The sequence below is a fragment of the Pseudomonas sp. Y24-6 genome, from assembly GCF_020295325.1.
Classification (GTDB): Bacteria; Pseudomonadota; Gammaproteobacteria; order Pseudomonadales; family Pseudomonadaceae; genus Aquipseudomonas; species Aquipseudomonas gregormendelii.
Genome location: NZ_JACBXG010000002.1, coordinates 429,370 through 442,052, shown reverse-complemented (window position 1 = coordinate 442,052; position 12,683 = coordinate 429,370). Strand labels below are relative to the sequence as shown.

Sequence of the window (12,683 nt, the reverse complement as noted above, 5' to 3'; positions counted from 1 at the left end):
GTCGGAGGGGGGGTGAAGTGCAACTTAAACTCCATTTCTTCCCCGCCGCGTTTCCCGACGAGACGCTGCACAGCGTGATTTCTCGTTATGCCCGTCTTTGCGGTGTTCGTAATTGCCAAGCAGCATTTGCCGGACTGAAATCGGCGGCAGCTTTTTCGCAAAATGTGGCATTCCCGAGTCATTTAGGGGATTTTGTCGATGCGCTACCCAGCGGTACTGAGCTATCGGTAGCCGAGGTCCTCATGCGCCACACATTATTACCCTACTATGCGCCGTTTTTGAGGATGAGCCAGGTCGAACACGCTCGGACGCTGATGACCGCTGATGGGAAAGGCTTGATGTTGAAGCTGGGCGTCAACGCGAGCCGTATTGGATTCGCCTCCCGAGTGCGGTTATGCCCAGAATGTATCGCACAAGATCAGGCTCAACGGGGAGTCGCTTACTGGCACAGGGTCCACATGCTTCCAGGCGTGCTGGTATGTCCGCATCACGGTACGTCACTCAGGATCCTTGATCCTCGCTGGTCCAGCCGCAGCTCTCGACAACTCAATCTGCCCAATGATGAGAATGTGCAAGCACACACAGTACTTCTCGACACCCCGTTGCGGTGCATGCCACCGCTTCACGAAATAGCGTTGCGCTCACTTCAGGTCCTCGAGTCTGACGTCACTGCTTTGTCGGCGGAGGCGGTGCGCTTCACGCTTTTACACAGGGCAACGCAGCTCAACCTTGCTTCTGATAACCATCGCTTGCACCTGCACATGCTGGCGCAGCACATGGCCGATTTTTTTGCTGCACTCCCGCGAGAATGGGAGTTTTCTATACTCGGAGATGTTCGTGCAGGTACACCCGCCTCATGGGTCACGAAGCTGCTTCGTACGCCTATAACCTCTCACCATCCGCTCAAATACATTTTATTGGCCGGTGCTCTGGGCGTTGAAATGGTGAGCTTGCTTCATGGTCAATGCCCAGTGAAAGAGGCGGTGGCATGTGATCCGAAAGCTCACATTCGGCTTCACGCGCGCCTTTCTCCGGTGATGCCTGGTGAAGGCCTGGACTGTTCGTCAGCCGCTGTGTGGCAACATGCTCTTGAAGGAGCTGATGCCAAAAAGATCGCTGCCGTTCTAGGCGTTTCATCAGCGTATGTCTATCGTCACATCAGAAATGTACCCGGCGGGCAAGATGCTTGGAGGGAGGCACGATTTCACACTGAGCTATGCGCAAGACGCGCGGCTTTCGAGGCTGATTATCGATTTTACAAAGCACATGCATGCAGGGGGTATGCGTGGCTGTATCGCCACGATAAGCAGTGGCTTTCGGAGTCAACTGCAAACCCAAGCCCCCATCGTACGCCTCGTCTAAATAGCACCGAAATGTTCGCTGCCCTCGATGCGAGACTGGCCGGCGAAGTCCGTCAGTGTGCCGACGCGCTTTATGCTCTTGCGGGTAAGCCTGTCCGCATTTCGCGTACCAGGATAGGTCGGGAGCTTCATGTTCTTTCTCGCTTCGAAAAGCAGCTTTGCAAGCTTCCTCTGTGTGCAGCAATGCTCGAAAAAGTATGTGAACCAATCGAAGGCTTTCACGATAGGCGTCTGCGATGGGCTAGACGCCAATTGCTCTCAGAGGGCAAGGCTGTATCACGTTCTTCGCTCTACAGGGTCGCGAGCATTCGACCCATGCTGTAATCCAGCTGGGCATTCCCCCTCCATCTAAAAAGTTCTAAATCAATTCACCATAAACCCATTATTTTTCTGTTAATGAAAAAATTCCCCTCCAGAATAGGTCCGGCATACGCTGGATCATCACGATCAGCATGTAAACGTACTAACCCGCGATCAACGGAAATAGTTTTGCAACCGGCATGGGCTGACCTACGCGGGTTTATCGATACGTGTTTTGTATTCGAGGAATACGGGCGCGGCAGGATTTAGATGAATTCACTACGATTCAAAGTTGAGCGGCTTGTCATTTCAAATCCAGACCGGATGCAGAATTTTAGGGGTTGCATATATACTGCCCCCGGATGCACATTCTCTTCGAGCCCTACCTTTAATCGGTAAATGATGTCTGATCTATTATTTTTCCCCGTTTCGATGCCGGATGAAATGCTTTACTCTCGTGTCACCCGATATCACTATCTGTCAGGTAACAGAACCGCGACGGAAACCTATCGCGATTTGTTCGCATCGAAACCCTTTTGCATCGGTGGCATCGTACCCAAGCAGATCGAGAGGCTCGCGCACAGGCTGCCGGGGCAATCGGAGAGCAATCTCGCAGAGTTGATCAGAAGCAATACTACTTTTCCTGCTTACCGACCGTTTCTTGGGGTTAAGCAGGGGCCAGAGAACGACGTAGGGCCACTGGGTTATGACGGGGTGGTACGGGTGCCCCGCAGAGAAGAGTCCACCCATGGCAAGGCTAAGCTTTGTCCTACCTGCGTTCAGGAAGATTTGATTGAGCGGGGTTCTGCCTACTGGCATCGATCTCACCAGATACCCGGTGTTGCCGTCTGTTGGCGTCATGGCGACGCATTGATCCATGCCTGCCCCGAGTGCTCTCGCCCGTTCTACCGTAAATTGAAGCTGCTTCCCAATCTGACTGAGCCATGCGCATGCGGCTGGAGCCCGTTAAACAGCGCAGCAATACACAAGGGGTCAAAGATGGAACAGAAAGTCGCTCTGTTCGCACACGATATCCTGCAACGCAATATCCCTCCGATAGGCAGTACGGTATTAAGTTCGTGCTACGTCCGCCAATGCAAGAAACGCGGATTCATTTTCGGAAAAAATGCGGGTATCGCAAAACTATTCGACAGCATCCAAAGCGCTTACGGCGATGAGCTTTTGGCGCAGATTGATCCAGCCTACAACACCGGAAAGCATGAGCAATGGATCCGGCTCAAATCAGATAAAGGTCAGCTAAATATGCCGCTCGCGCGGCATTTGATCATTGCTCTTCATTTGTTTTCCAGTGCAGATGGCTTTGAAGAGGCTCTGAAGAATGAGTCTATTCTGCTGAGTGCCGCTGTTTCTCCGCGAGCGCCCAAAGTCGAAGAATCGCGTCTTAGTCAAAAAACTAGATATCGCCAAAAAATCGAGTTGCTTTTAGCGCTACGTACCGATGCCAATATCGAGTACCTCTGGAAGAAGGCGTACAAACCTACGCAATGGATTCTAGAAAATGATAACGCATGGTTAATGGCAAAACTCCATGCCCCTAAAAAAGCTACAGTTAAGGTCGAAAAGTCCGTCGACTCAAGAGACGACGCCTATGCAGCCCTTATCGAAGCGGGCGTAGATGAGCTGTATAAAGTTACGAAAGATCCGAAGAGAGTGAACATTCGGAATTTGCAATCGCTGCTCCCAGGTTCGTTACCTCATGAGCTGGATCTACGCAAGCAGAGGTTCCCTCTTACTTATCAACAGATCAAGATTCATCAGGAGTCAGTATGGCATTTTCGTCTAAGAACTTTGGTGTGGACTGTCTCTGAACTCATCAGGATGAAGCTCCCCGTGAATTACTCGACGGTAAGATTGACCTCAGCGGTATCAAGCAAGGTTTTCCTGGTTTTTTGCAGTTTCTTCGAGTGGGATCTGGAAAGCCTGGCAAGAACCGGGGTCGACGCGGAGGCCCTGCTCAGGTCTACCGGCGTATCGAGGAATTGGGAGGGACCACCGGTTCAAATAAGCTTTTGAGGGCATCTTTGTTCCGTCAGCGTCTGCCAACCTTTGGTGTTAACAAAAATCCCATCTGGCTTGAAAGCGTAAATGCGGGGTAGCGTCCACCTTTCACATTAGTAACCTTCGCGGCAGCTTTCTGAAAGCTTTCACTTGTTACTCTTTAACTCAGTAAATTGAGCTTTAGGAGAAAATCATGAAAGCAATGACAGCAGTGAAAGCGTTTTGCGCCGCTTCGATTTTGACCTTATCTTCATTAGCCATGGCTGAAGGTGGCGGTGACCGCGTGTATGGTCGAATGATGCAAGAGAACCAACAAGCAATGGAGCAATATGCCTCAAGGAACGGCAAGACTCCTCCTGAAGTTGTTCATTATGAATATGGTATGAACCTCGATATCCACAAGGTCGTCAGTGTCACGCAAGCCAATAAAACCTGTGGGGTTGCCCCTTCGCGCATGACCTATGAAGACTCTACGGGCAAGCTTAACACCGTGGAATATAAGGTCATGGCCGACAACTGCCCCCATGGAAGCTAGACAATGAAATTATTTAAGAACTGCATAATTCTCCTTTGTCCGAAACTAGCTTACTGCTCGCTGACGTAGAAGTAATTTTCAGGAAAGCCTGAAGTTATCCATTTTATGAAATCATTCCGTCAGTCGAAGGGTTTCTAACGTGCAGTAAACAATTGCTCGACCACCTGATACATCCCGCCTCCTTGTTTTTCCTTTGGTTTGGGAGGTGGTTTAGGCGCCCTAGTGGCGCCTTTTTTACGTTCGAAATGAGCTATGTCCTCTGCACGGCCATGACCTTCACCATGCAGGAGTGAGATTAGAAGATCAGTTTTCGGGGTATTCAGCAACGACGTGGTCTGTGCCTGCCTTTGACAAGCCGATTACGTTATACGCGTCATGTTTCCCGTCCACTTCCATTCCTGGGGAGCCGGCCGGCATGCCTGGAACGGCAATCCCGAGCAGGTCATCACGTTTGCTCATCGCAATGATTTGCTCGGCGGGCACGTGACCTTCAACAAACTTTCCGTTGATGGTTGCTGTGTGACAGGACGAGAGCTCAGGAGAAATCCCGAGACCGCGCTTGATCGCGCTCATGTTGGTTTCCACGTGATCAACGACGGTAAAGCCGCTGGCTTCAAGGTGCTGGACCCATTTCTTGCAGCATCCGCAATTAGCGTCGCGATGTACATCGATCGTCAATGGCTCTGCTGCGTGACTGGCTGAACTGATGAACAGAGCCACGAGAGCAGCGAGACGAAGTGCCCGTCTGCGACGAAGAGAATTATTTCGCATGGGTATGTTCCTTCCCATCAGTATGTGTATGTGATTTGGGCTGTACGGTTGGAGTCGGGGCCGCGTCATCTGAAGCTTCCCTACCCTTATGATCGGCGTGGTCCGCAGGCTCCTTTGCAGACGGCGCTGCGGAGGGGCCATGGGCATGTGCCGTGTTTTTCTCGTCATCATTAGCGCGGACTTCCGCCCTTTGGTTGGCAGCACCTGCGCCACTTTGCCCCTGGGTCGTTCCATGTTGACCCTCATGGTTGTGCATCACGCTTTCGCCACCACCGTGTTGATGGCCACCGCTACTCGTGATCAGGGCTTTGTATTGCTCTGTATCAAGTGACGGAAGCTGCTGGAGAAATGCGACCATCCCCTATATGTACGGATCGGCCATGCTTTTGCCCCACGCGGGCATGCCGGTGGATTTGATGCCGTGCTTGATGATCCAAAAAGCTGCGGCTGGGTGCCCATCGACGCCCAGTTTTGAAAGGTTCGGAGGTGCGGGGTAAAGGCTGTTACTCAGTTCGGTGCCTGTAAGGCCCGGAGCCAAATGGCAACCGACACACATCGAGTTGTAGTTGCCAGCACCTTCACGGATGAGGGCTTCTTGGCTCAGGTCGGGGACCTGAATGTCGCGCGAGCGCACTTCGATCGAGCGATCCCGAGCAATAGAAAGTAGCGCGTAGACAGGGGCAGAGTGGGGATCATCCGCCCCGACATTGATCACGCCGAAATATACCACGCCGGCAGCCGCTGCTACGGTGGCCAGACCAGCAGCTATCAGTGCCTTCAGTGTAATCTTCATGCCCGGTTCTCAGAACCACATCCGGATACCGGCGACAAAGCGTGCCTCGCTGGCATCTTCACCTTCCTCACGTGCAAAGTCTGCCGTATTGCCATAGGAACGGCTCCAACTCACCCCGATATAAGGGGCAAATTGGCGGACAATCTCATAACGCAATCGGAGCCCCACTTCGGTGTTGGCTAATCCGGACCCGATGCCGCGCTGAGGGTCATTCTTCCCATAAAAATTGACCTCGGCCGTCGGCTGCAAGATCAATCGATTCGTCAGCAGAATGTCGTAATCGCCTTCCAGTCGAGCAGCCGATTGACCGTTCTCACCGATGTAGGCAGTCGCTTCGGCCTCGAAGTTGTAGAGGGCCATGCCCTGAATGCCGAGTGCGGCCCAGGTTTGAGGAGACCCTGGTTTGAAATCCTGTCGTACACCGGTGACGACGTCCCACCACGGTCCGATGGAGTGCCCCCAGAGCGCGGATAATTCAGCACTTTCCGTCACGCCATTGGTACGTTCGCCTTCCGAGCGCAACCACAGTCGATCAATGTCACCGCCGATCCATCCTTTCGCATCCCAAGCCAACGCACTACCGTTGTCAGCATCCTGGTATTCAAACTTATCCAGCAGCATGAAAGAGTTGATTGTTTTGTCGTGGACACCATGACCAGCGACATCTGGAAAGGCGGCTGCACGGTCAGCATCGGTAAGTACGGGGACAGGGGTTCGACTGGTTGTCGTCGTCCCTTCATCCATACTTTCCATGCCGGTCATTTGACCGTCGTCCATTTTCATCTTGCTGTGGTCCATAGCCCCCATGTTGCTATGGTCCATCGCTCCCATGGAGCCATGGTTCATCTTCGAGTGATCCATCTCTTCAGCGGCGTGAGCCACGGCAAAGAAGACAGGACTCGTAGAAACTGCCAATACCATCAACGTTGGGCGTAAAAAATTCTTGGTCATGATCTCAATCCGCCTTCTTGTTTTCATGGTCATGATCCATCGACTCATGGCGCATCTTGGTATGAGGTATCGTCGCGTGATTCGGCGTTGCCTCGTTTGACGTGGTCGCAGTCTTGTTCGGCGCATCCGCAGAAGTAGCAGGTGAAGGATCACCACGTTCTTCGACTGCCAATGCTACGCAGGAGAATCCACCCATCAGGCCAAAAGCAAAGAGGCAACCGATCAGCGATTTACGATTTAGGTGTGTGCTCACAGATCGTCTCCTTTACTCATCAACCCGTACTTCACGGAACATGCCCATTTCCATATGGAAAAGCAGGTGGCAGTGATAGGCCCAGCGACCTAAAGCATCGGCGGTTACTCGATAGCTGCGCTTGGTACCCGGTGGCATGTCGATTGTGTGCTTACGTACCATGAACTTGCCGTTTTCATCTTCAAGGTCGCTCCACATTCCATGAAGGTGGATGGGGTGCGTCATCATGGTGTCGTTTACCAAGGTGATGCGAAGACGCTCCCCGTACTTGAGACGAAGGGGCTCAGCATCAGAAAATTTGATGCCGTTGAAGGACCAGGAAAACTTTTCCATGTGACCGGTCAGATGCAGCTCAATGGTGCGATTGGGCTCTCGGCCATCAGGGTCCTGGAAAGTGCTCTTCAGATCTGAGTAAGTGAGCACCCGTCGACCGTTGTTCCGCAAACCGATACCTGGATCGTTCAGTTTTGGCGTTGGGTTCATGGCCTGCATGTCAACCAACGGGTTGTTGGTTTCGGACGCTGGGTGAGATTGCATCTCGCCTCCCATACCGCCCATCCCTGCCATCTGGCTGTGGTCCATGCCGGCCATGTCGGACATGTCGCCTTTGCCCATCCCCGCCATCTTGCTGTGGTCCATGCCGGCCATGTTGGACATGTCACCTTTGTCCATACCTGCCATCTTGCTATGGTCCATGCCGGCCATGTTGGTCATGTCACCACTGCCCATGCCGGTCATCCCGGTCATGTCACCTTGGTCCATTCCCTGCATCTTGCTGTGATCCATGCCAGCCATACCTGACATGTCACCCTGTTTCATATCGCCGCCGCCCATGCCAGCCATGCTGCCATGGTCCATGCCAGCCATACCGCCCATGCCCATGTCATCCATGGTCAACAGCGGACGCGGATCGATCGCCGGTACCGGTGCTTTCAGTCCTTCACGAACTGCCAAGGTCCCCCGCGCATAGCCGGTTCTATCCATGGACTGGGCAAAGATTGTGTAAGCCTCCTCGGTGGCAGGCTCAACAATCACATCATAGGTTTCTGCCACGGCGATTCGGAATTCATCGACACTGACTGGTTGGACATATTGGCCGTCGGCCGCCACCACGGTCATTTTCAAACCAGGAATGCGAACATCGAAATAGCTCATCGCTGAGCCATTGATAAAGCGCAGGCGTAGCTTCTCGCCAGGCTTAAAAATACCGGTCCAGTTGCCGTTCGGCGCTTGGCCATTCATGAGGTAGGTGTAAGTATCCTCGCTGACGTCTGCCAGATCAGTTGGGTTCATTTTCATTTCGGCCCACATTTTCCGGTCGGCGACGGCAGCAGACCAACCTTGCTTGCTGACGTCGTCGATGAAGTCGCCCACGGTACGTTTGTGGTGGTTGTAGTAGTCCGATTGTTTCTTGAGTTTGGCCATGACGCGCCCAGGATCCTCATCGGTCCAGTCAGTCAGCATCACCACATAGTCGCGATTGTATTGAAACGGCTCAGGCTCTTTCGAATCGATGACTATTGGCCCGTAAACACCTGCCTGCTCTTGCAACCCAGAATGGCTGTGGTACCAGTACGTGCCGTTTTGATGCACCTTGAACTTGTATTCGTACATGCCGTCGGGCGCGATGCCGTGGAAGCTCAAACCCGGTACGCCATCCATGTTGGCAGGCAAAATAATGCCGTGCCAGTGGATGGAGGTGTCTTGATCCAGACGGTTCTTCACGCGCAGAGTGACCGTCTCCCCTTCGCGCCAACGCAGCAAAGGCCCCGGCAACGAGCCATTGATGGTCATGGCTGTGCGCGGCGAGCCAGTGATGTTTACCGGCGTTTCACCAATAAACAGATCAAATTCGTTGCCGGTGAGGACGCTCGGCAGGCCGGGACTGGTCACTGCCCATACAGGAGTGCGCCACAGACCAAGGCCACCAAGGATGCCGCCGGCGGCCAGGCCTTTAACGAATGTCCGTCTAGAGGTTTTGGAATGCATGCCGTTTATTTCCAATCAGTCAAAAGGGAGCCGTTCAAATCAACCCGTGAGTTGGCAAGATGAGCTTCGCGTACCGAAAAAAAGACGAATTTTTCATTGCAAGCGAGCTCAGAAATTGCCACATCTAAACCACCTTCGTGATTACATTTCTGTCAGCTTGGCCGCGTGCCTGATCGTTCAGCAGTTTTTATGGTCCATCGCTTTGGCTTTGCTTTCAGCGACAGGCGGTTGAGCGCTCTGCGTTTGAGCTACCTGGTACGATTCCATCGAATTCGTCCTGGCCACTTCCATACGTGCGAAAGTCCGGTCACCACCGCCTTCAGCCATGGCCAGAGTGGAAACAGTCAGCGCTGCGACGACGAACAAGGTTTTGATGGTGTTCATATGGGCTACCTCAGATGTGTGAAAATATCCCCTCTGAATCACATCATGGATTGGACTCTTTGGGGGTGAGCAAAAGACTCAGTTGGACTATAAGAGACACCCCCTGTCAGGAAGCTTAGGCCAATATTACAGTTGTGTCAGTTTGGAATATTTTTCTTGAAGTACACGCTATTTAATACGTATGGTCTCCATCTTTTCGCATTGCGCGACTTTTATTGAATATAAGATTGAAGTGTAATCATTGCTTTGGGTTCCATTAATTCTCACGGAGGCGATGTTCTAGGTCTCTGCATTAAAATTAATAGGAGACTTGAATGCTCTGCTGCAACAGCTGGGTGTTCAATGATCAAAGAAGATAGTAATGCCACCGAGGGTGATTAATTGTGAGTATTAATTTTGAGAAAGCATTAGGCTCCGCAGAAAGAGCGTTAGTTTATCGTGGCCAAAGAGCTGAGATCTTAAGTAACAATATCGCGAACGCTGACACTCCGAACTTCAAAGCCCAAGACTTGGATTTTTCTACTGTGCTCGCCAGCCAAACCAAAGAACCTGCTACCACTGCGTTTTCTTTGAAAACAACAAACGCAAAGCATTTTCTTAAGAAAGAATCGGCGGTGGCTATATACGGGCGCGACTTGCTTTACAGCACGCCGGCTCAGCCTGCCTTGGACCAAAATACTGTCGATCAGCAGGTCGAGGTCGCGAAATACACGGAAAACGCGATACGTTTCGATGCCGCTTTTACTCGGCTAAATGGAGCATTCAAGGGTTTGCTCAAAGCTCTGCGCGGTGACTAGCAGCATAGGCGCATGCGAGCCAACTTTGGCCGATACAGCGGCTCAGGTACTTTCGGATTCAAAGGTATTCACCATCAGACGACGCTCTACTCAGGAGCAGGCGTCTCCATTCAATGGCTGATCTTGGAAGGAAAACCAACAGCCTCCACAGCTTTACGGAGCTGTTCAGCGTTTTCGCTACTTTCAACACTCACCTTACCGGTTGATCGATCGACGGAGACCGTAGCGTTGTCGTCCAGTGCCTGGATCGCTCTGGTGATTTTGCCGACGCAGCTGCCGCAACCAATGCCTGATACATCTAAGACGACCATGTGAATTACCCTCGTGCTGAGCGGTGTCTTTTCCCCGCAGCGACAGCATCGACGTTGACACCATGGCAAGGTCAACGATTATCTAATCAAAGCCGTGAGCGCAGATTTCGAGAAGTTTTACGGGACTTGACCACTCGGCTGCTAATTAGCTCGCTACCATTTGAACGGTTTCCAGGAGTGCGCCCTATTGTTCTCGTCGGTAAAGGTCGGCTAACGGCAACATTGCGGCTCTCTCGCTTGATCCAACGATTTTGTATGCCTCTCGTTTCGTCAACGGCTTTGATCTGTCCTCCCGCGAACCTTGCATAGGTATAGGGGGGAGGCCTATCATGCGACCCTATATAGGTAGGGGGGGTATAGCGTGGGTCATATCGCATCACACAAAGACGATCTTCTTAAACGTGTAAAACGTATTGCCGGGCAAATTCAAGCTGTTGAACGAGCATTGGAATCGGACTTCGACTGCGCCAAGACACTACATCTTGTTGCGGCCACTCGGGGTGCCATCAACGGGCTGATGGAGGAGATCATCGAGGATCACGCACGAGCACATGTCGCGAACCCCGCGCTCAGCGAAGAAGAGCGTAACAAGGGCGTCGAAGAGCTTCTTGAAGCTATCCGCCGGTACTCCAAGTGAATGCATCCAGGTAAACACGTATGAGCAGGACCGACATCGATTACACACACGACCACGTGTTTCTAGGCTCAGCGCACGATGAGAATGCCAAGCGTACGCTTTGGGTTGTAGCACTCACGGTGGTAATGATGATCGGGGAGATCACCGCCGGCTATATCACGGGTTCGATGGCGTTACTGGCCGATGGCTTCCACATGGCAACCCATGCCGGCGCATTGGGCATCGCGGCGGCCGCTTACGGATACGCAAAACGCCACGCTACCAGCCAGCGCTACAGTTTCGGTACAGGAAAGGTTGGAGACTTGGGCGGGTTCGCCTCGGCGCTGATTCTTGGCATGATTTCGTTGGGCATTGGCGTTGAATCGTTCATGCGTTTGTTGCAGCCAACACCGGTTCAGTTTGGCACCGCGACCCTCATCGCCGTTGTCGGTTTGCTCGTCAACATTGTCAGTGCCCTGCTGCTGGGTCATGGGCATGGGCATGGGCATGGACATGGACATGGGCACGACCACGATCACCCTCATGCCCACAACGGAAACGACAACAACTTGAGGTCCGCCTATGTCCACGTCGTTGCAGACGCGCTGACGTCGATTCTGGCCATCGCTGCCTTGCTTGCCGGTCGATATCTGGGTTGGGTGTGGCTCGACCCGGTCATGGGTATCGTCGGCGCTATCGTTATCGCGCGTTGGGCCTGGACCTTGATGGGGGTAACTGCGGGCGTGTTGCTCGATCAGACCGACGCGCACGTTGCCGAGGAAATCCGCGAACTCGTTGAGAAACCTGGTGGCGCTACCATTACAGACTTGCACGTTTGGAGGGTGGGACCTCAAGCGTGCGCGGCGATCGTCAGCGTTCTAGGTGAAGCCACTGTGAACGCCGAGAGCATTCGTGAGCGTCTCAAAACAGTTCACGAAGTCAGCCACCTGACCGTCGAGTTCCGGCAGACATGACTCAGCGCCTGTCCAGCACAACCTCTATAGGACACACCGATGCCGCCCGGTAAACGTGAACTGGCTCGGATCGAGCGCCAGTTGATCGTCACGCTCACCGACGCGTGCGAAACAGCAAAGGACGAGATAAAGGGGTTTATTTGGCTCACTCACACCGCTGACCTAAGTGCGTTGGCTGAAACCCTGAAGGTCATCTGGGTGTTCGAAACCCTGGCTGACAGGAAGCGGGCCGAGATTGACGCGAAGGCCCGCATCTTTGAGTTGACGGCGATCGCCTTGAAAGAGGCCAATCTTGACCTGCCTGTTTCAGACCGCAATGTCCGCTTTGACTCGGAGCAAGAGTGCCAACGCACGCACATAGGCGACTGGAAACGTCGCGTGGCTCAACTACATAAAGCTAAGGGGGACTGACCATGGCAAAAGAAATCGAGAATCCTTGTATCTCGGTTTGCCAACTCAGTGGTGATCTGTGTGTGAGCTGCGGGCGGAATAAGGAAGACATCAGAAAGTGGAAGCGCATGAAGCGGCCCGAAAAAATGGCCGCTGTGCAAAGGGCGAATGCGCGCTTAAAGGGATTGAAGAAAGCACATGGATCGCCATTCCCCCCGAGTTAAAACCGCTGCAATTTT

General features: G+C 52.8%; 14 protein-coding genes and 1 pseudogene. 8 read left to right on the top strand and 7 right to left on the bottom strand.

Going from position 1 to position 12,683, the window contains the following annotated elements:
• The first annotated feature begins 17 nt into the window (after window positions 1-17).
• The 3 genes from HYI44_RS05745 to HYI44_RS05735 all read left to right on the top strand — a co-directional run bounded on the left by HYI44_RS05745 (window position 18) and on the right by HYI44_RS05735 (window position 4,215).
• A complete protein-coding gene (locus tag HYI44_RS05745; protein WP_082060923.1) occupies window positions 18-1,685 on the top strand; it encodes a TnsD family Tn7-like transposition protein in 1,668 nt (555 codons plus the stop codon).
• Window positions 1,686-2,063: 378 nt separating this feature from the next.
• On the top strand, window positions 2,064-3,695 hold the full coding sequence (locus HYI44_RS05740; RefSeq protein ID WP_225568932.1) for a TniQ family protein: 1,632 nt from the start codon (window positions 2,064-2,066) through the stop codon (window positions 3,693-3,695).
• A gap of 187 nt (window positions 3,696-3,882) precedes the next feature.
• Window positions 3,883-4,215, top strand: coding sequence for a DUF2790 domain-containing protein (locus HYI44_RS05735; RefSeq protein ID WP_032872197.1), 333 nt, complete (start codon window positions 3,883-3,885; stop codon window positions 4,213-4,215).
• Window positions 4,216-4,518: 303 nt separating this feature from the next.
• Here the strand turns inward: HYI44_RS05735 and HYI44_RS05730 are convergent, their stop codons facing one another.
• The 6 genes and pseudogenes from HYI44_RS05730 to HYI44_RS05705 form a co-directional block, all read right to left on the bottom strand.
• On the bottom strand, window positions 4,519-4,986 hold the full coding sequence (locus HYI44_RS05730) for a DUF411 domain-containing protein (RefSeq protein ID WP_032872163.1): 468 nt from the start codon (window positions 4,984-4,986) through the stop codon (window positions 4,519-4,521).
• Window positions 4,976-5,779 (bottom strand): annotated as a pseudogene (locus tag HYI44_RS05725) (c-type cytochrome). The gene HYI44_RS05730 and the pseudogene HYI44_RS05725 overlap by 11 nt, the downstream one beginning before the upstream one ends.
• A gap of 9 nt (window positions 5,780-5,788) precedes the next feature.
• Window positions 5,789-6,763 (bottom strand): copper resistance protein B, encoded by a 975-nt coding sequence (locus tag HYI44_RS05720; protein ID WP_019816897.1) that lies wholly within the window; start codon window positions 6,761-6,763, stop codon window positions 5,789-5,791.
• Entirely contained in the window at window positions 6,735-6,983 is a 249-nt protein-coding gene (locus tag HYI44_RS05715; RefSeq protein WP_131670796.1) for a hypothetical protein, read from the bottom strand. Before HYI44_RS05715 ends, HYI44_RS05720 begins: the two co-directional genes overlap by 29 nt.
• Before the next feature lie 12 nt (window positions 6,984-6,995).
• Window positions 6,996-8,972, bottom strand: a complete 1,977-nt coding sequence (locus HYI44_RS05710; protein WP_225568931.1) for a copper resistance system multicopper oxidase — start codon at window positions 8,970-8,972, stop codon at window positions 6,996-6,998.
• Window positions 8,973-9,149: 177 nt separating this feature from the next.
• Complete coding sequence (locus tag HYI44_RS05705; protein WP_019816895.1) at window positions 9,150-9,356, bottom strand: co-regulatory protein PtrA N-terminal domain-containing protein; 207 nt, start codon at window positions 9,354-9,356, stop codon at window positions 9,150-9,152.
• A gap of 383 nt (window positions 9,357-9,739) precedes the next feature.
• Here HYI44_RS05705 and flgB point away from each other — a divergent pair, with 383 nt between their 5' ends.
• Entirely contained in the window at window positions 9,740-10,153 is a 414-nt protein-coding gene (gene flgB, locus HYI44_RS05700; RefSeq protein ID WP_019816894.1) for a flagellar basal body rod protein FlgB, read from the top strand.
• A 110-nt stretch (window positions 10,154-10,263) separates the two neighbouring features.
• Here flgB and HYI44_RS05695 read toward each other — a convergent pair whose 3' ends face one another.
• Window positions 10,264-10,464 (bottom strand): heavy-metal-associated domain-containing protein, encoded by a 201-nt coding sequence (locus tag HYI44_RS05695; RefSeq protein WP_019816893.1) that lies wholly within the window; start codon window positions 10,462-10,464, stop codon window positions 10,264-10,266.
• A 361-nt stretch (window positions 10,465-10,825) separates the two neighbouring features.
• Between HYI44_RS05695 and HYI44_RS05690 the strand changes: the two genes are divergently transcribed.
• Genes HYI44_RS05690 through HYI44_RS05675 form a run of 4 tightly spaced genes read left to right on the top strand, consistent with a single transcriptional unit; the run spans window position 10,826 to window position 12,668 of the window.
• The gene (locus HYI44_RS05690) at window positions 10,826-11,101 is read left to right on the top strand and encodes a metal/formaldehyde-sensitive transcriptional repressor (RefSeq protein WP_019816892.1); all 276 of its coding nucleotides are present in this window, start codon (window positions 10,826-10,828) and stop codon (window positions 11,099-11,101) included.
• A 20-nt stretch (window positions 11,102-11,121) separates the two neighbouring features.
• Window positions 11,122-12,054 carry a CDF family Co(II)/Ni(II) efflux transporter DmeF gene (dmeF, locus tag HYI44_RS05685; protein ID WP_019816891.1) on the top strand — a complete coding sequence of 311 codons (933 nt, stop codon included), beginning with the start codon at window positions 11,122-11,124 and terminating at the stop codon, window positions 12,052-12,054.
• Window positions 12,055-12,093: 39 nt separating this feature from the next.
• Window positions 12,094-12,465 (top strand): hypothetical protein, encoded by a 372-nt coding sequence (locus tag HYI44_RS05680; RefSeq protein WP_045061253.1) that lies wholly within the window; start codon window positions 12,094-12,096, stop codon window positions 12,463-12,465.
• Between the two features lie 2 nt (window positions 12,466-12,467).
• On the top strand, window positions 12,468-12,668 hold the full coding sequence (locus HYI44_RS05675) for a DUF1289 domain-containing protein (protein WP_019816980.1): 201 nt from the start codon (window positions 12,468-12,470) through the stop codon (window positions 12,666-12,668).
• Window positions 12,669-12,683: the final 15 nt, after the last annotated feature.